This window comes from Donghicola sp. (assembly GCF_025210255.1).
GTDB lineage: Bacteria > Pseudomonadota > Alphaproteobacteria > Rhodobacterales > Rhodobacteraceae > Donghicola > Donghicola eburneus.
The window spans coordinates 314,522-338,892 of the sequence record NZ_JAOARZ010000022.1 but is presented as its reverse complement, the minus strand read 5'-3'; the positions used below and the strand labels follow the sequence as shown (position 1 = coordinate 338,892).

Annotated in this window: 25 protein-coding genes, 1 tRNA gene and 3 pseudogenes; 10 read left to right on the top strand and 19 right to left on the bottom strand. The window is 60.9% G+C overall.

Annotated features, from left to right (window positions below; all coding sequences use genetic code 11):
- Positions 1 to 46: 46 nt before the first annotated feature.
- From N4A58_RS20930 to N4A58_RS08915, 5 genes and pseudogenes are all read right to left on the bottom strand, one after another.
- Positions 47 to 322: an FUSC family protein gene (locus tag N4A58_RS20930; protein ID WP_367176936.1), complete on the bottom strand. Its 276-nt coding sequence runs from the start codon at positions 320 to 322 to the stop codon at positions 47 to 49.
- Between the two features lie 111 nt (positions 323 to 433).
- Positions 434 to 880 (bottom strand): MarR family transcriptional regulator, encoded by a 447-nt coding sequence (locus N4A58_RS08930; RefSeq protein WP_293708983.1) that lies wholly within the window; start codon positions 878 to 880, stop codon positions 434 to 436.
- A gap of 178 nt (positions 881 to 1,058) precedes the next feature.
- A complete protein-coding gene (locus N4A58_RS08925) occupies positions 1,059 to 1,283 on the bottom strand; it encodes a hypothetical protein (RefSeq protein WP_293708982.1) in 225 nt (74 codons plus the stop codon).
- Between the two features lie 126 nt (positions 1,284 to 1,409).
- Entirely contained in the window at positions 1,410 to 2,846 is a 1,437-nt protein-coding gene (locus N4A58_RS08920; protein WP_083595698.1) for a methyl-accepting chemotaxis protein, read from the bottom strand.
- Between the two features lie 475 nt (positions 2,847 to 3,321).
- Positions 3,322 to 4,209 (bottom strand): annotated as a pseudogene (locus N4A58_RS08915) (LysR family transcriptional regulator).
- Between the two features lie 94 nt (positions 4,210 to 4,303).
- On the opposite strand from N4A58_RS08915, the pseudogene N4A58_RS20925 reads away from it, so the two are divergent.
- Both N4A58_RS20925 and N4A58_RS20920 read left to right on the top strand, forming a co-directional pair.
- Positions 4,304 to 5,143 (top strand): annotated as a pseudogene (locus N4A58_RS20925) (aldo/keto reductase); the annotation flags it as partial.
- Positions 5,079 to 5,249 (top strand): annotated as a pseudogene (locus tag N4A58_RS20920) (hypothetical protein); the annotation flags it as partial. The pseudogenes N4A58_RS20925 and N4A58_RS20920, both read left to right, overlap by 65 nt.
- Positions 5,250 to 5,267: 18 nt before the next feature.
- Here the strand turns inward: N4A58_RS20920 and N4A58_RS08910 are convergent.
- On the bottom strand, positions 5,268 to 6,317 hold the full coding sequence (locus tag N4A58_RS08910; RefSeq protein ID WP_293708981.1) for a LysR family transcriptional regulator: 1,050 nt from the start codon (positions 6,315 to 6,317) through the stop codon (positions 5,268 to 5,270).
- Between the two features lie 137 nt (positions 6,318 to 6,454).
- Between N4A58_RS08910 and bla the strand changes: the two genes are divergently transcribed.
- The 4 genes from bla (at position 6,455) to N4A58_RS08890 (ending at position 9,119) form a co-directional block, all read left to right on the top strand.
- Positions 6,455 to 7,336, top strand: a complete 882-nt coding sequence (gene bla, locus N4A58_RS08905; RefSeq protein ID WP_293708980.1) for a class A beta-lactamase — start codon at positions 6,455 to 6,457, stop codon at positions 7,334 to 7,336.
- 129 nt (positions 7,337 to 7,465) lie between these two features.
- On the top strand, positions 7,466 to 7,990 hold the full coding sequence (locus N4A58_RS08900; protein WP_293708979.1) for a TetR/AcrR family transcriptional regulator: 525 nt from the start codon (positions 7,466 to 7,468) through the stop codon (positions 7,988 to 7,990).
- A complete protein-coding gene (locus N4A58_RS08895) occupies positions 7,987 to 8,754 on the top strand; it encodes an MFS transporter (protein ID WP_293708978.1) in 768 nt (255 codons plus the stop codon). Before N4A58_RS08900 ends, N4A58_RS08895 begins: the two co-directional genes overlap by 4 nt.
- Complete coding sequence (locus tag N4A58_RS08890; RefSeq protein WP_293708977.1) at positions 8,694 to 9,119, top strand: YbfB/YjiJ family MFS transporter; 426 nt, start codon at positions 8,694 to 8,696, stop codon at positions 9,117 to 9,119. Before N4A58_RS08895 ends, N4A58_RS08890 begins: the two co-directional genes overlap by 61 nt.
- Positions 9,120 to 9,447: 328 nt before the next feature.
- Here N4A58_RS08890 and N4A58_RS08885 read toward each other — a convergent pair whose 3' ends face one another.
- The 3 genes from N4A58_RS08885 to N4A58_RS08875 all read right to left on the bottom strand — a co-directional run bounded on the left by N4A58_RS08885 (position 9,448) and on the right by N4A58_RS08875 (position 12,194).
- Positions 9,448 to 9,876 carry a cyclophilin-like fold protein gene (locus tag N4A58_RS08885; RefSeq protein WP_293708976.1) on the bottom strand — a complete coding sequence of 143 codons (429 nt, stop codon included), beginning with the start codon at positions 9,874 to 9,876 and terminating at the stop codon, positions 9,448 to 9,450.
- Positions 9,877 to 9,879: 3 nt separating this feature from the next.
- Complete coding sequence (locus tag N4A58_RS08880; RefSeq protein WP_293708975.1) at positions 9,880 to 11,022, bottom strand: MFS transporter; 1,143 nt, start codon at positions 11,020 to 11,022, stop codon at positions 9,880 to 9,882.
- Positions 11,023 to 11,267: 245 nt separating this feature from the next.
- Positions 11,268 to 12,194, bottom strand: a complete 927-nt coding sequence (locus tag N4A58_RS08875) for a LysR substrate-binding domain-containing protein (protein ID WP_293708974.1) — start codon at positions 12,192 to 12,194, stop codon at positions 11,268 to 11,270.
- 90 nt (positions 12,195 to 12,284) lie between these two features.
- On the opposite strand from N4A58_RS08875, the gene N4A58_RS08870 reads away from it, so the two are divergent.
- Genes N4A58_RS08870 through N4A58_RS08855 form a run of 4 tightly spaced genes read left to right on the top strand, consistent with a single transcriptional unit; the run spans position 12,285 to position 15,805 of the window.
- Positions 12,285 to 13,268, top strand: a complete 984-nt coding sequence (locus N4A58_RS08870; RefSeq protein WP_293708973.1) for a TIGR03571 family LLM class oxidoreductase — start codon at positions 12,285 to 12,287, stop codon at positions 13,266 to 13,268.
- A 15-nt stretch (positions 13,269 to 13,283) separates the two neighbouring features.
- Positions 13,284 to 14,402, top strand: a complete 1,119-nt coding sequence (locus N4A58_RS08865; RefSeq protein ID WP_293708972.1) for an alkene reductase — start codon at positions 13,284 to 13,286, stop codon at positions 14,400 to 14,402.
- Positions 14,395 to 14,838, top strand: coding sequence for a nuclear transport factor 2 family protein (locus N4A58_RS08860; RefSeq protein WP_293708971.1), 444 nt, complete (start codon positions 14,395 to 14,397; stop codon positions 14,836 to 14,838). The genes N4A58_RS08865 and N4A58_RS08860 overlap by 8 nt, the downstream gene beginning before the upstream one ends.
- Positions 14,839 to 14,851: 13 nt before the next feature.
- On the top strand, positions 14,852 to 15,805 hold the full coding sequence (locus N4A58_RS08855; protein ID WP_293708970.1) for a TIGR03571 family LLM class oxidoreductase: 954 nt from the start codon (positions 14,852 to 14,854) through the stop codon (positions 15,803 to 15,805).
- Positions 15,806 to 16,326: 521 nt separating this feature from the next.
- Here the strand turns inward: N4A58_RS08855 and N4A58_RS08850 are convergent.
- The 10 genes from N4A58_RS08850 to N4A58_RS08805 all read right to left on the bottom strand — a co-directional run bounded on the left by N4A58_RS08850 (position 16,327) and on the right by N4A58_RS08805 (position 24,339).
- Positions 16,327 to 16,403: transfer RNA gene (locus tag N4A58_RS08850), tRNA-Arg, on the bottom strand.
- Positions 16,404 to 16,448: 45 nt separating this feature from the next.
- Positions 16,449 to 17,669: a cysteine desulfurase gene (locus tag N4A58_RS08845; RefSeq protein ID WP_293708969.1), complete on the bottom strand. Its 1,221-nt coding sequence runs from the start codon at positions 17,667 to 17,669 to the stop codon at positions 16,449 to 16,451.
- A gap of 21 nt (positions 17,670 to 17,690) precedes the next feature.
- A complete protein-coding gene (locus N4A58_RS08840; protein WP_072706903.1) occupies positions 17,691 to 18,251 on the bottom strand; it encodes a YIP1 family protein in 561 nt (186 codons plus the stop codon).
- Between the two features lie 9 nt (positions 18,252 to 18,260).
- Entirely contained in the window at positions 18,261 to 18,767 is a 507-nt protein-coding gene (locus N4A58_RS08835) for a YIP1 family protein (RefSeq protein WP_293708968.1), read from the bottom strand.
- Positions 18,767 to 20,074, bottom strand: coding sequence for a SufD family Fe-S cluster assembly protein (locus N4A58_RS08830; protein ID WP_293708967.1), 1,308 nt, complete (start codon positions 20,072 to 20,074; stop codon positions 18,767 to 18,769). The genes N4A58_RS08835 and N4A58_RS08830 overlap by 1 nt, the downstream gene beginning before the upstream one ends.
- Positions 20,074 to 20,829, bottom strand: coding sequence for a Fe-S cluster assembly ATPase SufC (gene sufC / locus N4A58_RS08825; protein ID WP_293708966.1), 756 nt, complete (start codon positions 20,827 to 20,829; stop codon positions 20,074 to 20,076). The genes N4A58_RS08830 and sufC overlap by 1 nt, the downstream gene beginning before the upstream one ends.
- A 24-nt stretch (positions 20,830 to 20,853) precedes the next feature.
- The gene (locus N4A58_RS08820; RefSeq protein ID WP_072706907.1) at positions 20,854 to 21,165 is read right to left on the bottom strand and encodes a heavy metal-binding domain-containing protein; all 312 of its coding nucleotides are present in this window, start codon (positions 21,163 to 21,165) and stop codon (positions 20,854 to 20,856) included.
- Between the two features lie 48 nt (positions 21,166 to 21,213).
- Positions 21,214 to 22,734 (bottom strand): Fe-S cluster assembly protein SufB, encoded by a 1,521-nt coding sequence (sufB, locus tag N4A58_RS08815; RefSeq protein ID WP_072706908.1) that lies wholly within the window; start codon positions 22,732 to 22,734, stop codon positions 21,214 to 21,216.
- Between the two features lie 26 nt (positions 22,735 to 22,760).
- On the bottom strand, positions 22,761 to 23,804 hold the full coding sequence (locus tag N4A58_RS08810) for an aminotransferase class V-fold PLP-dependent enzyme (protein WP_293708965.1): 1,044 nt from the start codon (positions 23,802 to 23,804) through the stop codon (positions 22,761 to 22,763).
- Positions 23,805 to 23,880: 76 nt separating this feature from the next.
- Positions 23,881 to 24,339, bottom strand: coding sequence for an Rrf2 family transcriptional regulator (locus N4A58_RS08805; protein WP_293708964.1), 459 nt, complete (start codon positions 24,337 to 24,339; stop codon positions 23,881 to 23,883).
- Positions 24,340 to 24,371: the final 32 nt, after the last annotated feature.

Genomic DNA, 24,371 nt, shown 5'->3' with positions numbered 1-24,371 from the left:
CCAGCAGCCACGAGCCGCGCACGCGCCTCGAGCGCTGCGCCCTGACCTACGGTTTCAGCGACCGCTGCATCCAGTTGGGCGTCCGAAGCATCTGCATCCAGCAGCAAGCGCGCCGTGCCGACATGCCGATCCCTGTCACCCACGGCGACGGCGACACCGCCAGCAACGCCAGCCCCGCCGTACCGCCAACGATTGTCCCGACCAGCCGCCACAGCGCCCGCTCCATCGTGACGCCGCGCCAAGGTTGGGCCACTACCCACACCGGCATCGCCGCCCAGAATGCGTGATCCACCCCGAGCGCCGTCGCAACCACAAAGGACATCCAAGCTGCCATCCCAAGGCTCGCCGCGCGCGCCCAATCCGACCGTGTCATCCAATCCACCTTTCCAGCTCCGGCATCCTGCCCGAGCGAATTAAAATTCGTTTATTCGCGTCACCTGTCGCGATGCGTTGCAATATTGCGCTCCAATTGGTCGAGCAGCCGAAGGGTCGCGTCGATGTCCGCCTCGGCGATCCCCTCGAACAGAGCGCTTCGCAGAGCGCTAAACCGCGTTGAAATCTGTTTTAGAAATGCGCGTCCCTCGTCAGTTGCGCTGATCAGCTTGGCCCGCCGGTCGTCTGGGTCCTCTGTCCGGCGCACCAGCCCTTTGGACACCAGCATGTCGAGCGTGCGCACCAGTGTCGGGCCTTCGATGGCCAAGCGGTCGGCCAAATCCTTTTGCCGAAGCGGCGTCTCCTGCCGCGCCAAGTAGCGCAGCGGCAGAGAAGTCGCATCGCTCAGGTCGTTTTCGGCAAAGACGGCGTCCATTGCCTTGCGATAGCGGCGGGACACCATGACCAGCTGAAAGCCAATGTCCTCTCGGTTTTCGCTGTGTCTCACGGGGCGCTCCATATTTAGGTAGCTTTGCTATCTATTTCATATGGATCAATATGGCAAGGCGCTGCCGCGCATGGCCTCTATGACGTTTGCGCAAGCCGTAGCACGGATATCGGATCGCAAAACGGAAAAAGGCTGGCACCTCTCGGTACCAGCCCTTTTAAACCCCATTCCCCAACGGTCAGGTCAGTAGGCCTAACACCCACGCCAGAACCACCGCACCGGTCGCCAAACCAGCGATTCCTATATAGAGGCGGCGTGTGATTTTGCGCTGCAGGACCATCATTTCCATGCGATCGTAGCCGTAGTGGCGACCGAATTCCTGATAGTTTCCGCCATATTGGCTTCGCACCACGGCAATGTGCCGCGCGGGTCCGGGGCCTTTGTCATAGTGATCGCCGTACATGGTCACTCCTGATTGCCTATTGGGTTCAGTTTCGCAAAATGCACGCCAAAGGAGAATAATCTCTTAACGGCAGGTAACGTTCGCTTTGGGATGCGGCGATATACCCTTATGGGCACCCCGCCCCGTTCAGTCGCACAGATATGCGAGTCGCAGACCACCCCAGTGGCGTCCGTTGACGTAAATGGGCGCAGAGACGTCCTTCATCATGCGGAATTCGCCATTGCCCATGTCGCGACGATAGGCCTGAAGCAGGAACGGACGCGTGCTTTTGCCCGCCGCCAAGCCGACCCGGTCGTCAAAGATTCGACGGTTGCGCGAGTTTGCGGTGTTCCACTCCACATCCCCAAAACGCTGGGGGTGGCTAAATTTCAAATTGTGGGTCGGAATGTAGCCGTTGCGATCGATGGACGCACAGAACACCACCTTGTCCGAGAACTTGAGCAGCGGCTCTTGGAAGCTCGGCAGGATCGAATCCGTCAGATGCGTAAAGCGGGTCATGTGCTGAATCGGCGCTGTGCCTTCGATCTGGACGTAGTTATCGTCAAAGAGATCCCGCTCCGTCGCCCTACCCGCTTTGACCGCAGCATTGAGCGCCTCGGTAATCTGCGCCGCATAGGTTTTGACGGCGTCGATGTAGGGCGTGTCATACGTCTCGACCCCCAGCTGCGCGGACAGCGCCGTGAGCGTTTCAGCGTCGTCTGTGACTTCGAGCAAGGCGTCGTTCGCCTTGGCAAGGCTACCTGCGGATTGCTCCACGTTTACGATCAACTCGTCGATGTCCTTCTGGGTCGCCACGATCGACTGGTCGATGGTGCCAGAGGCCGTCACGATATCCTGTTGTGCGACCCGCACCTTGCCAAGCGTCAAGGGGATGGCGTCGATTTCGCCCTCTACGCCACTGGTTTTCTCGCTGATATCCCCGGCCAAAGCTGTGGCGCTTTCCGCGTTGGCGCGCAGGGCCCCAAGCTCTTTGTTCAGCTGTTCGATAGTCTCGCCAATCTCGGCAGTCGCCTGCCCGGCTTGGTTCGACAGTTCCTTTACCTCGCCCGCGACAACCATGAAACCTTTGCCATGTTGCCCTGCGCGCGCCGCTTCGATCGAGGCGTTCAGCGACAACAGGTTGGTCTGACGGGAAATACCAGCCACATGGCGCGAAACCTTGGCCACCTGATCCAGTGCCGCCTGCAGACCATCAAGCTGCCCCGCGATTGCAGTGACTTGTTCAGTCAGGCGGTTCACGTCGGCCACCATGGCGCTTAGGTTTCCGCTGGTCGATGCCATGCGCCCCTCGGCCTCTTCGGAAATCCCCAAGGCGCGCTGCGCAGCAGAGGTGACCACGGCGCTCTGCTCGGACATCCCGAGGGCGCGATTGTGGATTTGCCTGAATCGTTCGCTCTGTTCTTGGACCCGCGCGGCGGTGTCGTTCACATCCCCAGACACCTCGGCGATTGCGACACTCAGGGTTCCGACGCGATTTGCAATCCCTGCGATCGCAGACTTATCCTGCTCGGGCTGTTGCGGAGCGTGGTCGGCTGCGTTTGGAAACACCGCGATTTCGGCCATGAGATCCCCCAGATAGTGCCATTTTGGTTCTATGTTGGAAGAACGACATATCGCGCCAAACCTATAGGACCATTCATCGATGGGATGGGTTTGGGACAGAGGGATAGGTTTGCGACATAAATTTTGGATAGCCTGCCGCGTGTGCGGGGTTGGTAGGCTCGTGCTTAAAGCGCATATGGGATTCGGCCAAAGACGCTCCAGAGCTTGGGCTGAATGTCTTTCGCCGCGACTAACTGAAAAAACCGTGGCTCTGTACAGATGTTCGCATTGGCAGGACCAACAATTTGCATGCCCTTTGGGACACGGCCAATGCGACGGATGGTGAGACGTGCAAAGGGCCGTCGCCTTCCGCAGTCCATAAAGAGCAAAGCAGCGTCACGGGCGCGGGTATCCTCTGATTTTCAACTTACAGCGACTGGACACACCAAGTGCACCGCTCGCCGCAGCGAAGATCGTACGAGGGCCAACCAACACGTTACTTCTTCAGAAAGTCTATCAATGCGCGCAGCGCGGGTGGGGTCTGGCGGCGGCTTGGATGAAAGAGGCTGATGCCGTCGAAGGGTGGGCACCAGTCTTGGAGCACAGCCTCCAATCGCCCAGAGGCAAGGTCATCGGCCACATCCTCTTCCATGTGCAGGCTAACGCTCTCTCAGCTCCGGACAAGCGAGAGCGCACGGTCGACGGAATTGCAGATCAGCCCGCCCTCAACGCGTTGCCGCAGCTCGCGCCCGTCTTTTTCGAACTCCCATGGGCTAATGCTGCCGCTACTTAGGTTGTGGTAAGAGACGCAGCGGTGATTGCGCAGATCGCGCGGGTGTGTCGGGCGCCCGTGGCGGTCCCAGTAATCCGGCGTCGCCACCACGAGGTGCCGCAAAGGCGGACCGACGCGAATGGCAATCATGTCTTTCTCTACGTCGTCGCCAAAGCGCAACCCGGCGTCGAACCTGTCGGCCACGATGTCCTGTAGTTTGTCGTCCACCGTCACCTGCACCGTGATCCCGGGATGGGCCACGAGGAAGGCTGGCAAACGCTGCGCAAGAAAAGTCGAGGCGATCCAGTGGAAGGTCGTCAGGCGCACGATCCCTTCCGGCGTGTCGCGAAACGCAGCAAGCGCCTCCAACCCCTCCTCGATATCAGTCAGCGCGGGAGCTAGGCGGTTGAGCAGCGCCGCGCCTGCCTCTGTCGGTGCGACGGAGCGGGTGGACCGCGCCAGCAGCCGTACACCCAGACGGTCCTCAAGCCCACGCATGGCATGGCTGAGGGCCGACGGCGAGACCCCGAGTTCTACCGCAGCGGCGGTGAAACTGCGCGTCCGAGCAACGGCAGCGAAAGCGCCAAGATCGTTGAGCGGTGTGCGTGCCATTACTGAACTATCCTCACAAGCTTATGGCACCGTTAGCAGCTAATCGCCGACGCCGCGGCCCCTTACGTTGTCTCTCAACGCACAGGAGAGACGCATGAACATGACCGACTACCGCCCTTTTGGCCGCTCTGGACTGATCGTCAGTCCGCTGGCGCTTGGCACCATGACATTTGGCGCAGGCCGCTGGGGCACTGATGAACCCACGGCACGCGCGATCTTTGACACCTATGTCGACGCTGGCGGCAACCTGATCGACACCGCTGATGTCTATTCGGGCGGCGAAAGCGAAAAAATGCTGGGCCGGTTCGTGAAGGACAGCGGGATACGCGACCGGCTGGTGGTCTCGACCAAGGCGGGCTTCTCGCGGTCTGAGGGCACGCCGATGCACGCGAGCAACGGCGCCTACAACATTCGGCTCGGGATCGAAGGATCGCTCAAGCGGCTCGGCGTCGACCGGATCGACCTGTACTGGGTGCATGTTTGGGACCAACTCACCCCCGCCGAAGAGGTCCTGCGCACACTGTCCGATGCGGTCGCACGGGGCGATATTCTGTACTACGGCTTTTCCAACGCGCCGTCGTGGTACGTGGCCAAGATCGCCACGCTAGCCCGCGCCCATGGCCTGCCGGGGCCGATCGGCCTGCAATACGCCTGGTCTCTGGTGGAACGCGGCGTCGAGCTGGACATCCTGCCGATGGCGCGGGAATTCGGCCTTGGCATGATGCCGTGGAGCCCCTTGGGAGGCGGATTGCTAACTGGCAAATACAGACGCGACAAACTCGCCGCCGTCTCCGAAGGCGCCACGGTGCCGAATGCCGCTGACGGAGCCGAGGACCAGCCGCGCGAGCGTCTGAACGGCGCGAACCCATATGGCGGGATGCTGTTCACCGAGCGCAACTTTGACATCGTCGACACCGCACGGGCCGTGGCTGACGCGTTGGACGTGCCCATGGTGCATGGTCGCGCTTGCTTGGGTGCTGCAGCAACCAGGCGCAACGTCGCTCCTACTGGGGGCGAGCAAGCCCGAGCAACTGAAAGGGAATCTTGCCGCCCTGTCGCTAGAATTCACCGAAGATCATTTGGATCGCCTGAACGCCGCGAGCGCCCTGCCCGCACTGAACCCCTACTTCATCTTCGACCTGCCGCGCACGATGCTCTACGGCGGTATGCAGGTGGGCTAACCAAGTTATCGCATGACCTCTGGGTGCGGCGGCACGCCCGCCCGCAGACGGAACACTCAGGCGGCGCGCCTCCCGGACAACCAACTGGCAAAGCTGCGCATCGCTGGCGTTTGCGGTTTGTCCGATGGCCAAGCAAGGTAATAGCGGCCAGCGGTTACCGTCACGCCAAAAAGGCTGCGCGAGCCGCCCCGACGCGATCCAGCTTTCGAACATCGTAACAGGCAAAAGCGCCGCTCCGCCGCCCGACGCCGCGATTTCGGCCAGTGCAATCGAACTGTCAAAGACCGCCCCCGTGACCGGCGGACAGACCGCACCTGCCGCCTCGAACCAGCCCGCCCATTCGGCGCTGCGGTAGCTGCGCAGCAGCGTGACTTGCGCCAGATCGGCGGGTTCCACCAACCGTGCTACCAGCGATGGGGCGCAGAGCGGCGACAGCGGGGCCTCCATCAGCGGCAGTGCCTCGTGCCCCGTCCAGCCGCCGGCGCCGAAACGGATCGCCATATCCAGCCCCTCGCGCAGGATCTCCACCCGATTGTTATTGGTCGAGATGCGCAGGTCGATTTCGGGGTGGGCCTGCCGGAACATCTCGAGCCGCGGCATCAACCAGCCCAGCGCAAAGGTCGTGTTTACGCCAACCTTCAGCACCTCGATATCGCGCCGCCCGCCAAGCCGGTCCAGAACCCGCGCCATCGCATCAAACCCGTGTTCCAGCACCGGAAACAGCAAGCGTCCCTCATCCGTCGGAACGAGCCCCTGCGAGGTGCGAAAGAAGAGCGTCACCCCCAGCAGATCCTCTAGCCGCGCCACTTGATGGCTGACCGCTGCCTGCGTCACCCGCAGCTCAATCGCAGCTTTGGTAAAGCTGCCCTGCCGCATCGCGACCTCGAAAACGCGCAGAGCATTGAGCGGCAAGTCGGGGCGATCCATGGCATTACCTCAACTTATAGCAGGTCATAAGATTTGTCGTTTGATGGCCGGATATTCGCCAGACTACAAGTGCCCCCATGACATCACCTGATGTCCAAGCGGTGTTTCGAGCACCTCAATCAATAAGGATAAAAACCATGCGGATCACCGCCTACGTCCTGTCGCGCCTCGCGGCAGGGCTCTCTCTCGGCCTGTGCCTGACCACAGCTGTCCCCGCCCAGACAGCCATCGAAACGCTCTCCAACACCGTCAGCGAGGTCGAAAATCGCCTTGGCGCACGGGTTGGCGTGATGCTTGTCGACACGGGCTCCGATACATCGTGGGCGCACCGCGCCGATGAACGTTTCCTGATGAACAGCACCGTCAAAGCGCCCGTCTGTGCCGCCATGCTCAAACAGGTCGACGAGGGTGCGCTCTTGCTGTCAGACACGCTGGTTGTGAGGCAAGATGAAATCCTCGCCTACGCGCCGATAACCAAGACCCGTGTCGGTACCGAGATGACCCTCTCGGACCTATGCTTTGCCGCCCTCGACATAAGCGACAATACTGCGACCAATATGGTGATCGACCATATCGGCGGCCCGCAGGCAGTCACCGCCTTTTTCCGCGAGATCGGGGACGAAATCAGCCGCCTTGACCGCCGCGAGCCTGAGTTAAACACATTCGCATCGGGCGACCCGCGCGATACGACGACACCGCGCGCCATGTCCGAAACGCTGCGCGCTCTCTTGCTCGGTGACGTGCTCGCCCCGATGTCGCGGATCCAGCTGGTCGAGTGGATGAGCTTTGGCGGTGTCACAAAAAACCTGCTGCGGGCAGATGCGCCAGATGGCTGGCTGATCCTCGACAAGTCCGGCAGCGGCAGCCACACGCGCAACATCATTGCGCTGATCACGCCCGAGGGTGCCGACCCGTGGATCGCGACGATCTTTATCTCTGACGTGGATGCGGACTTCGCAACGCGAAACGCCGCCCTGCAAGAAATCGGGAGCGCCGTGATGGCTGTCATCAACCACTGAGCACCCACTGCCCCGGCGGGGTCAAGCCGGGGCAGATCGCATTGCGGATAACCCGAAAATTTCCCGCACATTTGAAGATGTAAAACGATCGTTTTACATCACCCTTCGAACAACGAAGGACACCCGCGCATGGACCAGACCCAAAAACTCACCGCAGCAGCGGAGCAGCTCTTTGACCGGCACGGCTACATGGCGACCGGTATAGACAAACTGACCGAGGCGGCGGGTATGTCGAGCCGGACGCTCTACAAGCATGCGGGCAGCAAGGCTCAGCTCATGGCGCGCGTCCTGACTGAGCGTGACCGACGTTTTATGGCGCGGATCGAAGTGCAGAGCGTGGACGCCCTGTTCGCAGCGCTCGAAGACTGGGTGCGGATCGAAGGCAACCGAGGCTGTCTCTTCCTGCGCACACGGGCTGAGACTGGCGGCGACACCCCCGAAATCTCCGAGGCGGTGACGGCGCACAAGATCGTTTTCACCCAGCGCATCGGCCGAATTGTCGCGATGGATTTGGGAAGAGAAGATCAAGCGCTGTCGGACCAGATCCTGATCCTTTTCGAAGGCGCATCCCATGCGGCGGTCTATCGCGGCACAGAGGCCGTCACCGCAGCACGTGTTGCCGCAGCGACTTTGGTCGAAAGCGCAAAGCCATGAGCCCGGCACTGCGCATCGGCGCGACGGGCTTTGCCCTCATCGCGGTCTGCTACGGCTTTGCCCGCTTTGCCTTCGGGCTGTTTCTGCCGCAGATCGACACAGAACTCGGTCTAGGAGCATCGCTAAGCGGCATGATCTCGGGCGGTTCGTTCGCCGGTTACTGCCTTGCAATTATCGCCTCTGCCGCGCTGACTGAGTGGATTGGCGCTCGGGCCGTTCTGGTCACAGCGGCATTGTTTGCCGCTTTTGGTATGGCGGCAATTGCGCTGGCCCCGTCGCCTCTGATCCTTGCGATCGCCGTTGTCGTTGCCGGATCGAGCACGGGACTAGCATCGCCCCCAATGGCTGCCGCCGTCGCTGCAGCGGTGCAAAAGAACAGGCAGGACCTAACCAATACCGTGATCAATGCAGGCACCAGTGCCGGTGTTGCGCTGTCCGGCCCGATCGCATTGGCTATAGCGGGCGAATGGCGGTTGGCCTTTGGCGCATTTGCCGTGGTGGCTGTGATGCTGGCGATAGCCGCAGCGATTGCGCTTCCCTCCGCATCTGGTGCGCCCAAGGCTGGCTTCGTGCCCCGCCTGACCGGGGCGGTCAAGCGCCTGATCGCGTCGTCTTTCCTGATGGGCGCGGCAAGTACTGCGCTGTGGTCCTTTGGTGGACAACTCGTCGCCGAGCAGATGGCATGGGGCCCCAAAGGTGTCGGATGCTCTGGACCTGTATCGGTGTCGGCGGCGTCGCCGGAGCCTGGGCCGGAACACTGGTGAACCGGTTCGGGCTCGAAAGCATCCACCGGACTTTCCTTGGTTTGATGTCGGCCACAATACTGGCGACAGGGGCGGGTATCGGCGCCATTCCCGCATTGCTTGGCGGGGTCCTTTTCGGCGCCGCCTATGTGATGCTGACGGGCGTCCACCTGATCTGGGGCACCAATGCCCTGCCCGATCGTCCAGCGACTGGCCTGATGATCGGGTTTCTAACCATCGCAATTGGGCAAACCGCTGGCGCCCCCCTGTTCGGCTTTCTATTGGAGTGGAATGGGCCGGAAACGGCAGTGATCTGCTTTGCCCTAGTGACGGCCCTTGCCGGTCTGTTGAAGGCACGGACAACGCACGTCCGAGTCCCCGCCTAGAACGGTGTGATCGTCTAGCATCGGCACGAAAGGTCCCACCCTCTGATCGGATAGGCCAAGGACCGATCGGCGCAGCCGAGGCCAGCAAGCGCGTCATCAAAACTTTACGTCGTGATTTCGTTGGAGCCTGTGTGCTGGGTGGTCTTCAGCTGATCTCGGGGGACACGCAAAGCAGCGGTCGCAGCCCCGACGACAGCCCCCTGCCCGGTGCCAAACTTCAAAGACCCGTGACGTACCGCGCAGACAGCCGCTTTCCCCAGCGCCCCCTATGACCATAGCCACCATCCCGGAGAGGATCGTGAAAAGACTCGGCGCATCCGCGCCCTTTTCAAATCATTTCAATCCGAACGGGATAGGTGCCCTTATGCAGCAAGGGGGCTACGTCGCCTTCGATATGACCCAGTCGAATGAGGTCGTCGCGGAAGGTATAGTCATCGTGGAACAGCGCGAGGTTACCCCACCCGAGGAAGTAGCACAGATCGCCCGGAGTCTCGTCACTGAACGCCTCGAATCCACCTTCGTCGAGGCGGCGCGGCAAATGGACGATCTTCTCGTTGGTCGAGAAATCCTGAATCTCCAGCTCAGCGGGCAGCATAGAGACGAGGTCCCGCACCGTCGGGTTGTCGGACAGCTGATAGGTCACCTGTTGGTCGTTGAAGCTGACGCGCACCCGCAGCGATTGTGCACGTGCCACCGCGGGGACCATGAGCGCAGCGGCACCGACCAGAACAGCGCGGCGGTTGGGTTTAATCATCATGGCTCAGCTCTCCGTGTTTGGTTTCAAAAGTTGGCGACCCGTTCCTGTGATCGCAAGCGCGACAAGCGCCAGAAGGACGCTTCCGCCAAAAGTGGCCTCGATTGCCCATAGATCCAGCAAGAAGCCCCCGATGACGCCGCCCATCAGGATTGACGCTTGGATCACTGCGACCATCAGCCCGCCCGCCGCTTCGGGTAGGTCGTCTACGTTGCGCGACATCCAACTCATCCAGATGACCGACATGGCGGTGTTCATCGCCCCCCAGATCGCCAGCAGCAGGCCCACCGCGATCACTGATCCCCCGGCGATCAGCAGCGCGGCAGTGCAGCTGCCCATCACCAAAGCGGGCAGGCAAAGCATCCGCTCGACCCGCCCACCGAACAGCCGGCCCGAGAGCGACGAGCCAACAAAGCCCGCTCCACCCAGCACCAGCAGCAACACCGACAGCAAATCGACGCCAACACCCGTCATCTGTTCCAGAAAAGGCCGCAGGTAGGTGAACATTGTAAAGGCCGAGCCCCAAGTGAAGGTTATAGCGATCAAATCCAGTCGGAAATGGCGACGCCCGAGCAACCTGCCGAACGTGGCAAAGCTCGCCCGCGTCGTCACGGGCAGCGACGGCAATGCAACGAGGTGCCAAACCAGGTTCAGCGCCACCACCGGCGTCAGCGCCCAAAATACACCGCGCCATCCTACGATATCGCCCAGATAACTGCCCAACGGCGCGGCAAAGGCCGCCGCGATTGCCTGCCCGCCATACATTAGGCCGAGCGCGCGCGGCACGTCATGCTCCGGCACCAGGCGCATCAGGATAGAGGTCGCCAGCGACCAGAACCCGCCAACGCATACGCCGAGCAGCGAGATCAGCATCAGTGCCGTCAGAACGACCAGCACGGTCTTGCGGTTGATCCGCCCCGCGACCGTGGTGATCGCAAGGCTGGTGGCCACCGCAAAGAGCCCGCTGATGGAAATCGCCTGCCCGGTCTGTCCAGTGGTCGCGCCAAGCCCCTCGGCCATTGGGGTCAGTAGACTGACCGGCATGAACTCTGACGCGATCAGCATCGCCACGCAAAGTGACATAGACCACACCGCGCCCCACGCGCCGCGTGTCATCTTATCCTTCTGTATCAGGGGAATGTCGGTCAAGGCCTGCTCCGTGCGTTGTCTTTGGCCCTTGGTACCCACTGAGAGCACGCACGTTTATGCAAGATTCTGGCATGCAGTCATGCGCAGAATAGATCAAAAAGCGGGTCTGCAGCGCGTCCGTCGATGCATAATGCCCATTATTTCATAAGGACTGGTCGCATGGATCAGAGCGTCATCGTGAGAACAAACACCGGAAACAAAGGGATCACAGACGTCAGTCTGACTGCGGGCAAATCCAACCACGGCTAAACCCAGTAACCGGACCCTGTTCGCTCGGCATCCGAGGCCAAAATATCTATCACGGCGCGCTGCGCTGGCTTTAGATAGCGTGACCGTGGCCAAACCGCGTGGATCGGCATCTCGGCGCCTGCCAGAGAGTCCAGAACGGTCACCAGCGCTCCGGTCCTGAGTTCTTCGGTGATTAGCCAAGTCGGCAACTGCGACAGACCACCCCCTGCAAGCGTTGCCTCTAGCATTGCATCTCCGTCGCTGAGTTCATGGCGCGCACGGATCACTTGTGATGACACACTACCGTCCTTCTGACGTAGCAACCACGACGCAGGCACGCCCTCGCGGCGTGCGCCAATGATGCAGTCGTGTTCGGTCAGTTCTGCTGCGGTCTGCGGGGTGCCATGCTTCTCTAGGTAGTCGGGGCTTGCACAAATCACCAGCCGCTGCCGCCCCAACCGCCGCGCCACGAGGTCCGCGTCATCGGGCAGCGCCCCAATCCGCACCACAAGGTCCACGCCTTCGTCGATGAGATTGACGCGCCGCTCGGTAAAGCTCACCGCGAGGTTAAGCGCGGGGTGGGTTTGGGCCAGACGCATCAGGACCGGCATCACGTGGCGTCGCCCAAAAGCCGCAGGCAGGTGGATGTTCAGCCGCCCCGAAATTCCCCCGCTGCCCTCTGTAACCGAGTTCTCCAAGCCCTCGATTTCCGCCAGAATCCCCACCCAGCCATCGAAATAGCGCTGTCCTTCTGCGGTCAGTGACAGCCGCCGCGTTGTGCGATGCAAAAGCTGCGTGCCAAGCCGCGCCTCAAGCCGCGTGACGCTCTTGCCGACAGCGGATCCCGTTAGCCCGACGGCGGTGCCAGCGGCAGTGAATGACCCTGTGCGCACAGATTCAACGAACTCACGCACCCCGGCAAAGGGATCTTCGGCCTCTCTCATTGCGGAACCTCAGGACGGAATGAATGGAATACGGCGCATATTATCATTTTTGACGCAGGGAATAAATTGCCGTTCTGAAAGGAAGGCCCGATGACCCACCATACCCTGCCCGAAGCGGATGCCGCCACCGCCCCTGCCCGGCACCCCGGGTTCCGACGCCTATTTGCGCCCGGTGAGATGACCCTCGGCCTCATCATGCCCCTAGAGACCTATCCGAACAGCGGCGTTCCGACGATGGATGCGCACTTGGACACCGCCCGCCACGCCGAGGCGATCGGCATCAGCGGTCTGTGGATGCGCGACATCCCTTTCTTTGATCCACAATATGGCGATGCAGGACAGGTCTTCGAGCCGCTGACCTACATTACGACTCTCGCAGCTGTGACGGACAGCATCACCCTTGGCACAGCAGGGATCGTTCTTCCCTTCCGCGAGCCAAACCTTCTGGCGCGACAAATCGCAAGCATCGACCAGCTTTCTGGCGGGCGCATGATTGCGGGTCTGTCCTCTGGCGACCGCCCCAAGGAATATCCGCTGTTCGACATCGATTTCGACACCCGCGCAGAGCGGTTTCGCGAGGCCTACGACCTTTACCGCCAGTTCACCGAGACCCATGCACCGGCCTCCGAAATAAAGTACTTCGGTGCGTCCCCCGGTGGTTTCGACGTGTTGCCGAAGCCCCCAGCCGGGCGAACACCTGCCATCGCTATCGGGCGCGCCGGGCAAGCTTTGAAATGGATCGGCGCGCATATGGAAGGTCTCATCGTCCCCAGCCCGGCCGAGCCTGATCTGCCGCAGGCCGTGGCGGAGTGGCGGGCCACCAGCGGAGCGCCCTTCAAGCCCTATGGCATCGCCGGTTTCCTGCACCTGTCCCGCGACCGGGATCGCCCATTCGAACGCATCCGTGCTGGCTTCAGAACCGGCAGCAAGGGATTGGCCGCGTTCATGGAGCGCGCCAGAGAGGCCGGCGTTAACCACATCGCGCTGAATCCCCGCTTCACGCCCCGGCCCATGACCGAGGTTCTGGACAATCTCGAACGCGACGTGCTGCCGCGTTTCCCTTCTCTAACCTGATCCAAGGACGACAACATGTCCCTACTCTTCACCCCCTACGACCTTGCCGGTCTGACCCTGCCGAACCGCATCGTCATGGCTCCTATGACCCGCTCTCGGGCGGCGACAGGAGCACCTGACGCTCAGACCGCGCTCTATTACGCGCAGCGCGCCAGCGCGGGTTTGCTGATAACCGAAGGCGCGCCAGTCAGTCAGGAAGGCACCGGTTATCTCTACACCCCTGGCATCTACACCGACACACAAGAGGCTGCCTGGGCCAAGGTCACTCAGGCCGTGCACGACCGCGGCGGACGCATATTCGTGCAGCTCTGGCACGTTGGGCGCGTTTCGCACACGTCCCTGCAACCGGATGGGTCAGCGCCAGTTTCCGCCAGTGCGCAGCGTGCCGAAGGGGCGTTTTCCTTCGCTATAGGCCCGGATGGAAAACCGGGGCAGCAGCCCGCCTCCATGCCCCGTGCTCTGCTGACCACAGAGCTCGCCCGCATCACGGACAATTTCGTGACCGCTGCCCGCCGTGCGATGCGCGCAGGTTTCGATGGGGTCGAGATCCATGGTGCAAATAGCTACCTCTTCGAGCAGTTTCTGAACGCTAACTCTAACCAGCGCACCGACCGTTACGGCGGCAGCATCGAGAACCGCATGCGTTTCATGCTGGAAACCATCGACGCCGTGGCGTCCGAGATCGGCATGAACCGCGTGGGTGTCCGGATTTCCCCCTTCGGACGGCTCTCGGGGATGCAGGGGTATGACGATGAAGCCGAAACTTGGCTTGCCGTCGCCAAGGCGCTCGAAACACGCCAGCCCGCCTATGTGCATCTCAGCGACCAATTGACCATCGGTGGCGAGGCCATGCCCCAAGGCTTCCCCGCGCAGTTCTGCAAAACGTTCACTGGAACGCTGATCGCCGCTGGCGGCTTCACCCAAGAGACTGGTGAACAAGCCCTGAAGGACGGTGCGCTGGACCTAATCGCCTATGGCAAACCTTTCATCGCCAACCCTGACCTCGTCGAGCGAATGCAGAACGGCTGGCCCATCGCTACGGCCCCACGCGAGGCTTTTTACGGCGGCACGGGCGCGTCCGGATACACGGATTTCCCAACTTGGGACAAAGAGAAAGACAATCAGAATGACTGACACCCGAGACGCCCGCATATCCGCAATGCTGGACCGCGAATATATCCGCACCCCACGTCTGCTCTACAGTGCCCTGCTGGACGGCAACGCAACTGATCGGATGGAGGAAGTGTTTACCGAAGACGCGGAGATGACCGTGGGCACGATGAAGGGACTAGACGAGATCAAGCGCAGCCAGCGCGATGCTTATCAGATGTTCGACACTCGCAACGCCGGACATTTCCCATTTATCCACGCCATCGCCAACTACGAGGTCACGCTGACCGGCCCCGACACTTCGAATGGTAGCTGTTACCTACTGGACTTTGTCACCGACCGTCCCGGCGCGCAGCACCCCTTCCTGCTACTGGGCCGCTACGAGGACGACTATGTCCGCGTGAGCGGTGAATGGCGCATCCAGCGGTCCGTGTTGGACGTTCTTTGGCCCCAAGATTGACCGAGGCTCCCCAATGTTCGACACCACAACAACACCCGACAGCTTTGCCCGCGTGTTCACCAAGGGCCGCCTGTCCATTGGCCTGATCACACCGCTCGAGGCCTATCCCGACAGTCCTTTCCCAACGCTAAAAGACCATCAACAGGCTGCCAAGCAAGCTGAGGACGCAGGCTTCAGCAGTCTTTGGATTCGCGATGTGCCATTTTATGACCCGAAATTCGGCGACGCAGCGCAGGTGCTCGATCCCTTTGTCTACGCCGGCTATCTCGCGGCGGTGACCGAGCGCATCACGCTCGGCACCACCGGGATCGTTTTGCCCCTTCGGGAGCCAGTGGCAGTGGCCAAACAAGCCCTATCCATCGACCAACTGACCGACGGGCGGTTCGTACTGGGTCTGTCAACCGGCGATCGCCCCGTGGAATATCCCGCCTTCAACATCGATTTTGAGGATCGGGCTGCGCGCTACCGCGAGGCCATCGAGGTCATCCGAACTCTGTCCGAAAATCATTTCCCCAAGGCCGAAACGATCCGTTTTGGAACGTTTTCTGGTACCCTCGACATGCTTCCGAAGCCCATCCATGGCCGCCTGCCGATCATGGCTGTAGGCCGCTCGGGACAACCAATCGAATGGCTGGCTCAAAATGTAGATGCTTGGATTTGGGCGGTGGATGAGAGCGCAGCCATCCGAGAAATCATCTCGGCACTGAAAACCTCTGCCCTAGATGGCCGCCCACCCGCTTACGGCTACTCGACATTCTTCGACCTCGACCCGAACCCCGACGCGCCCTACCAGCGGTGCTACAACGTGGTGCGGATCGGGCGAAAAGCGCTGACCGAGCGGTTGCTGCATCATCGCGATCTTGGTGTCCAACACGTTGCCCTGAACCTCAAACCGTCGCGCCGTTCGACCCAGTCAGTTATCGGGGAAATGGGCACGCACGTCTTGCCAGAGCTCGCGGCCGCATAACCGAACAGGCAGGTAACGGCGCAGAACGGGGTGGTATCGCGACCGTCTGGGCCAAAGGTGACGCGCAGACATTGCCCAACACCATTTGGCCCAGACACCCTTGGTTCGCGCCAACCATGGGACGCTATGCCCCTTGATCCATTGAGAGAAGTAGCGCGCCTCTCAGAGCTTCAGGCACGTCGCTTGGGACGGTTTAGAGAGCGTTGGTCGCACTGCTGCCCCTCCTCCCGATTGCCTGAGCCTGTCCTGCTGCGGGAAGCCAATTTGCTGCAGCCTCAGACGATACCAAAATTCGTCCGGTTGCTGAGTAGCCTGATGCGCACTGGCATAGGCCACGCACGGCGTCTTCGTTCGGAGGGAATGCTGGATTCGGCGGCAAAAAGTGCTGGGACAGGTCAGTCGGACCGCCCCAACTGAAATAGAACATGCCGTCTTTGACGAACGCACCTGAGACTTTATTGGTCTCTGAAGGCTCCTGCGCGTGCAAGAGCTGAATTCTGACAATGGCTTAGAAAGAAAAGTGGCGCACCCATGAGGATTCGAACCTCAGGCCTCTGCCTTCGGAGGGCAGCGCTCTATCCAGCTGAGCTATGGGTGCCTAAAGGGGGAATAGCAGGGCCATCACAGCCCCGCAATCGCAAAATTAGCCCAAGAGTTCTTGAGCCAGCTCGAGCGCATCGACCAGAGCGTCCACCTCTGCGGTGGTGTTGTACGCGGCAAAGGACGCGCGGCAGCTGGCAGTGATGCCCAGATGTTCCATCAGCGGGCCACAGCAGTGGTGACCTGCGCGCACGGCGACGCCCTTTTTGTCAAGGATGGTCGAGATGTCATGCGCATGCGCAGCCCCCGACATGGTGAAGCTGAAGATCGCGCCCTTGCCCGGCGCGGTGCCCTGCACTTGCAGCCAGTTCAGGCCTAGCAGACGTTCCTGCGCGTAGTCACGCAACGCGGCCTCATGAGCAGCGATATTCTCCATTCCGACGCCCATCATCCAGTCCAGCGCCACACCCAGACCGATTTGCTGGACGATACCGGGGGTTCCGGCCTCTAGCATCATCGGGGTGTCATTGTAGCTGACCGCATCCTTGGACACTTCGCGGATCATGTCGCCGCCGCCCATAAAGGGGCGCATCTCGGCCAGACGTTCTTTGGCAATGAAAATCGCACCCGAGCCAGAGGGACCATACAGTTTGTGCCCGGTGATCGCGTAGAAATCGCAGCCGATATCCTGCACGTCCACAGGCATGTGGACAGAGCCCTGCGAGCCATCGACCAGCACAGGAACACCGCGTTCTTTGGCGGCGGCACAGATGGATTTTACGTCCACCACGGTGCCCAGAACGTTCGACATTTGGGTGATCGCAACCAGCTTGGTCTTGGGGCCGATGGCGTCGATGACCTTTTGCGGATCAAGGCTGCCATCCACTTCGGGGTCGACCCACTTCAGAACGATCCCCTGACGTTCCCGCAGGAAGTGCCATGGCACGATGTTGGCGTGGTGCTCCATCGTCGAGAGGACGATCTCGTCGCCCGCTTCCATGCGGGGCATGGCCCAACCGTAGGCGACCGTGTTGATGCCCTCGGTCGTGCCGGTGTTCATCACGATCTCGTCCTCGGACGGGGCGTTCAGAAACTTGGCCACAATCCCGCGGACACCTTCGTATTTTTCGGTCGCAAGGTTGGACAGGTAGTGCAGCCCTCGGTGAACGTTCGCGTATTCCTCGGAATAGGCGCGGGTGATCGCATCAATGACGACCTGAGGCTTCTGGGAACTGGCGCCATTGTCCAGATAAACCAGCGGCTTCCCGTTCACCTGCCGCGACAGGATCGGAAATTCAGCGCGGATGGCGTTTACATCAAACATAGGACAGAGCCTCCGATAGGATTACACACCAAGCAAGGCGAGCAAGATGATCATGCCGAAGGTAATGCCGGCAAAGCCGAAGACCACCGTAGCGATGGCGCGACCTGTTGTCTCGAACCCGTGTGCGACTTTGATAAATCTGACGGTCAGCCACAGCGCGTAGCCGATCACGATCAGGGAAAACAGAGAGCCCAGAGCCGGAATGGCCAAGGCCAGAACACTCTGCGGGATTTGCAGGGCGATCAGAATGATTTGGGTCCACGACATAAGTAGGACGATCTGGTCCATCCGCGCCGTCCCCTCAAGCGCGCGCCCTGCCCCCAGCATGGCCAATGACATGATGCCAAGATTTGCGGCCATCATAACAGTCAGCAGGAACGGCGTCAGGACCGAGCCCATGCCCGTGGGCAGCAGCAACTCGGTCCCAAAGAACATCATCACGCTGGAAATCACCGTCAGCCCGAACAACAGCCAGACCGCCCGTGTGGGCAGGTTCATGGCGAGCAGCCCTTTGGCAACCTCGTCAGGATCGCGGAAGGTGGCCAGTATAAGCTGCCAGAGGAAAGAAGTGTTCAGTGTCATGGCCTGTCACTATGCGCCTCTTGACGCAGAGGCAAGTGGGCCCGTCCAGTAGGCGACCTTGAGCCCCGTGAACAAGAACCAGACAAAGGCCACAAGCCACAAAGCCCCGACAATCGCGACGCCGCTGCCGGGCGCGAGCCCTTCGGTCAGGCCATAGAGAAGCAAAAGCGGGACAGACGCGAAGAAGCCCCAGAACAGCGCCAGACGGGCGCCGTAGGATTTGCCCTTACCGCCGACGATCCGGACGACCAGGTGCAGCAGCCCCGCCAGAATGTAGAAGAGAAGCGGCGCGAAAAAGACCCACGCCATCAAGGGACCGGTCAGGCTCTCGGTGAAATCCTGACCGTTCAGAAATGCCTCTCGCGAGATTTTGGGCCACTGCCCCACAAAGGTCAGACCGCATGCGGCGATCAGCCAGAACAGGGCGCGATCCTCTCGCTGGCCCATGGCGGACAGGCGTGTGAACACCTGTCCGGGGTTGCGATAGGTCGCGACCATATCCCGCGTGATCGACATCAGAGATCGTCTTCCAGATCCAGCCAGAGGCGGATGCGGCGCAAGATGGACTCGCGCAGCTCTTCGGATTCGATCTCGTCCACAGCTTCGGCGAGGAACGCCAGAACCATCAGATCCTGAGCCTTGCGGTGCGGGATGCCACGGGCGCGCAGGTAGTACAGCGCATCCTCGTCAATCGCACCCGAAGTCGAGCCGTGCGAACACGCCACGTCATCGGCATAGATTTCCAGCTCGGGCTTGGCGAGGAACTGGCTGTCCTCGTCCAAAAGCAGCGACTGGCTGATCTGATAGCCGTCGGTTTTCTGAGCGCCCTGCTTGACCAAGATTTTGCCTTGGAACACGCCGGTCGCACCGTTCGACAGCACCTTTTTGAACACCTGACGGCTTTCGCAGTTCACGGCGTCATGGGTGATAAAGATGGTATCGTCCTGATGCACATCCTTGCCATCCGCCATCAGCGCGCCTGCCACGTGGGCAATCGCATCGTCGCCGGTCAGCTCCATGATGCACTCGTTGCGAGTCATCTTGCCGTTCGGGGTCAGGGTGAACGACTTGAAGGTGCTCTCGGTGCCCAAACGCGCGAACATGTGGGTGACCAGCTGACGTTCCTGATCGCGGCCTTGGCTGCGCACGTGATGGAACGCTGCGGTGTCTGCGATCGCGGCTTCGGTCACGGTATTGGCGCGTGCGCCAGCGGCACCAGTTTCCAGCAGGGTCACGGAAGCGCCCTCTTCAACCTTCACCACGTGGTGCAGAACCGCGTCCGAGGTGTCAGAGCTGCGCTCGTAAACCACGTGGATCGGCTTGGCCGCCGCGCCAGTGGCACGGATCACCAGACCGTCGGTCGCATAGGCGGTGTTCAGGGCCGCGAGTGGACGCTCAACAGGGTTCTGCCCTGCGGTTTCCAGTGCGCCGTAGATGTCCTTGGCCCAGTGGATATCCGCCTGTGCGGCGTCGGCCAAGCGGCTGATTTCCACACCGTCCAGCGCCAGATCGTCGGACGCATCCGCATCAAAGGCGCCATCACGGAAGACAACGGTCAGAACGTCCACGCCCTCGAACACCTGCGTGCCAGCATCATCAGTCAGCGCCGCAGCAACCGGCTCGGCTGATGTGAACGCGTCGGGGCGGGTGTATTTCCAGTATTCGTCGCGGCGGATGGGCAGACCCATCGCATCCAGACGGTCAGCGGCATCTTTGCGGGCAGCGGTGATCCACTCGCCGCCTTCGGGCATCGACAAGGCGGGCTGGCGCGCGGCCAGTGCGTCCTGCTTCTGCTGCTTCAGCTGTGCACGTTTGATCGCCATTACGCGTTCTCCGCCAGCAGGTCTGCGTAGCCGTTCTTTTCAACTTCCAGCGCCAGCTCAGGGCCACCGGTCTTGATGATGCGACCGTCTGCCATGATGTGCACGACATCAGGTACGATGTGGTCCAGCAAACGCTGGTAGTGGGTGATCACAAGGAACGAGCGGCCTTCGTCGCGCAGCGCGTTCACGCCGTCCGACACCAGCTTCATGGCGTCCACGTCCAGACCCGAGTCAGTCTCGTCGAGGATGCACATCTTGGGCTCCAGAACCGCCATCTGCAGGATCTCGTTGCGCTTCTTCTCACCGCCCGAGAAGCCCATGTTCACGGGGCGCTTCAGCATGTCTGCATCGATCTTCAGCGACTTTGCTTTTTCACGGACCATCTTCAGGAAGTCGGTCGCCGACATTTCCTCTTCGCCGCGCGCCTTGCGCTGTGCGTTCAGGGCGGTGCGCAGGAAAGTCATGTTCGACACGCCGGGGATTTCCACGGGGTATTGGAATGCAAGGAACAGGCCTTCGGCGGCGCGCTCTTCGGTTTCCGCTTCCAGCAGATCAAAGCCATCCATGGTGGCCGAACCGTCGGTCACTTCGTAGCCATCGCGGCCCGACAGAACGTAGCTCAGGGTCGACTTGCCCGAGCCGTTGGGGCCCATGATCGCATGGACCTTGCCGGTTTCGACAGTCAGGTCCAGACCCTTCAGGATCTGCTTGTCCTCGTCTTCAAGTTTGACGTGCAGGTTTTTGATTTCCAGCATATTTTCGTTCCTTTACAGGTCAGATCAGCCCAGCACCACGGCGGTGCCCGAGGCCGAGACCATCAGCATGTTGTTGATTACTTCGTAGTCCAGATCGACGCCGACAACGGCGGTCGCGCCCACAGCAGCGGCGCGCTCTTCCAGCTCTTTCAGAGCGGTTTCGCGGGCCTCGGCAAGGCTTGCCTCATAGGCACCGGACCGCCCCCCGATGATGTCGGTGATGCCCGCGAACAGATCGCGAAACACGTTGGCACCCAGAATAGCCTCGCCCGTGACGATGCCACGGTATTCGGCGATCTGGTACCCTTCGACGGTGGGGGTGGTGGTGACGATCATTGGACGTTCCTTTGTGGGATGCGAAGGGGGCAAGCTGCCCCCACCAGATTAACCGACAGAGCCTTCGAGAGAGATGGCCACCAGCTGCTGCGCTTCCATGGCGAATTCCATGGGCAGGGCCTGAAGCACCTCTTTACAGAAGCCATTCACCACAAGTGCGACGGCCTCTTCCTCGTCCATGCCGCGCTGGCGGCAGTAGAACAGCTGGTCATCATCCACCTTCGAGGTGGTCGCCTCATGCTCGACACGGGCCGAGTTGTTGCGAACCTCGATATACGGAACCGTGTGCGCGCCGCACTGATCACCGATCAGAAGGCTGTCACACTGGGTGTAGTTCCGGCCATTCTTGGCTTTTGGGTGCATGGTGACCGCACCGCGATAGGTGTTCTGAGCTTTGCCCGCACTGATCCCTTTGGAGACGATCCGTGATTTGGTGTCTTTGCCAAGGTGAATCATTTTGGTGCCGGTGTCGGCCTGCTGCATGTTGTTCGCAATGGCGATCGAATAGAACTCGCCTTGGCTTTCGTTGCCGCGCAGGATGCAGGACGGGTATTTCCACGTCACAGCCGAGCCGGTTTCCACCTGAGTCCACATGATCTTGGCGCGGTCGCCACGGCAATCGGCGCGCTTGGTCACGAAGTTATAGATGCCGCCTTTGCCCTCTTCATCACCGGGGAACCAGTTCTGAACGGTCGAGTATTTCACCTCAGCGTCTTCTTCGATGATGATCTCGACCACAGCGGCGTGCAGCTGCGCGGTGTCACGCTGAGGCGCAGTACAGCCTTCAAGGTAGGACACGTACGAGCCTTTGTCCGCGATAATCAGGGTACGCTCGAATTGCCCAGTGTTTTCCGCGTTGATGCGGAAATAGGTGGACAGTTCCATGGGGCAGCGAACGCCCGGCGGAATGTACACGAACGAGCCGTCCGAGAAGACAGCGCTGTTCAGGGTCGCATAGAAGTTGTCCGACGCAGGCACAACGCTGCCCAGATACTTCTTGACCAGTTCGGGGTGCTCTTTGATCGCTTCGGAGATCGAGCAGAAGATCACGCCAGCCTTCTTCAGTTCGGCTTGGAACGTGGTTCCGACCGAAACCGAGTCGAACACTGCGTCCACCGCGACCTTACGGCCCTCGGCAGGCATGTCCTCTGCACCCTCGACGCCAGCAAGGATCATCTGCTCCTTCAGCGGAATACCCAGCTTTTCGTAGGTGGCCAGCAGCTTGGGATCGACCTCATCCAGCGACTTCGGCTTGGTCTCAAAGCTTTTGGGACGCGCGTAGTAGTACTGTTCCTGAAAGTCGATCTCGGGATAGGTGACCATCGCCCAATCGGGTTCTTCCATCTGCTCCCAACGCTCGAACGCGGACAGACGCCATTCGGTCATCCACTCCGGCTCGCCGTTCTTTTCCGAGATCAGACGCACGATATCGGGGTTCACGCCCTTGGGCGCGTATTCCATCTCAATGTCAGTGTCCCACCCGTACTTATAGGTGCCACCCATTGCGCGGACGGTTTCAACCGTTTCCCGATCCACGCCTTCGCGGATTTCGTCATCCAAGGTTGCCATTGGCGTCCCTCCTGTTCACATCTCGCTCACGCCCCACGGGCGCGAAATTTCTTGAACTGCTTGCGCCAAGCCTCGGCAAAGCGCAGCACGTCCTCTTCCGTCACGTCCGGCCCCAAGCTGATGCGGATCGCTCCGCTGGCTGTGGCCTCATCAAATCCCATGGCGGTCAAGACGCGGCTCGCGCGTACTTTCCCGCTGGAGCAAGCAGACCCGGCACTGATCGCAAAACCAGCCAAATCCATCTGCATGACTTGCGTCTCACCCTTCCATCCGGGCACCGCCACCACTGTGGTGTTCGGCAGGCGTTCAGCGCCTTTCCCGACAAAAATAGGCAACTCCGAGTCATCTTCCAGAGCGTTTTCTAGAATATTTCTAATTTCCGCAACCCGTTCCCAAACGCCATCCGCCAGATCGCGGGCGGCCGCCTGAGCGGCGGCCCCAAAACCCACCATCCCGATGACGTTTTCGGTGCCCGACCGGCGGCCCATTTCCTGACCGCCGCCTTTGATCCGGCTCTCCACATCCAGGCCCCGGCGCAAGACCAAAGCCCCAATGCCCTTTGGCCCACCAAGCTTGTGCGCGGACACCAGCCCCATCTGCGCCCCGCTCCAATTGAATGCGAACGGCACCTTGCCAAAGGCTTGCGTCATATCGCTAACCGCCAGCCCTTCTGGCAATTTCTGCAAGACCCCGGTTTCACTATTCGCCAACTGCAACGTCGCCCTAGCGGGGTTCTCAACAGTCACACGACCCAGAGAGTCCACCGACAACTCATCCGCAACCCACGCTGACACAGCGTCATGCTCGACCGCAGCCCCATGCAGCCCGCGCCCTGCGCAGGCCAGAGCCGCCGCCTCTGTCGCGCCAGAGGTAAAGACGATGTCCGCCCCCTCAGCCCCAAGTGCTTCGGCCACTTGCGCTCGCGCAGACTCGACCAAGGACTTTGCCGCACGCCCCTCGGCATGCACGCTGGACGGATTGCCCACCACATCCATGGCCGCAATCATCGCAGCCTGGGCCTCCGCCCGCAAAGGCGTGGTCGCATTCCAATCCAGATAGACGCGTCTCACAGATCGGCCCTTTCTGCTTTGTCAAAATACTCTGGGTGAGTCGCGCAGCGACGGGGGCAAAGCCCCCATCCACGCATCATTCATCCACCACAGCGAACAGGCTCGGCACCGCTGGACAGGGCGCCAGCTGGTTCTTGATCACATCCTTCAGGCTCGCCTGATGCAGGAACACATAGACATGGGCACTCAGCCCCTCCCACAGACGGTTCGACAGCGACTGCGCGCGCGACCCAGACAACCCGCCAGAAGCGCCTGCCCCCTTATGCATGGCGCTCACAGTCTCATCCACAGCGCCCAATATCTCGGACACGCGGATCTCGGCAGATGGCCGGGCCAAGCGATACCCGCCACCCGGCCCCCGCACGGATTCCACTAGGCCGGCGCGGCGCAGCTTGACAAACAGCTGTTCCAGATAGGGCAGCGAAATGTCCTGACGCTTCGAGATTTCGCCCAACGTCACCAGATGGTCTTCGGGCTGCAAAGCCAGATCCACCAGTGCAACCATTGCGTAACGACCTTTGGTACTCAGTTTCATTTCGTCCCCCCGACGGCGAATAGATTGACGTC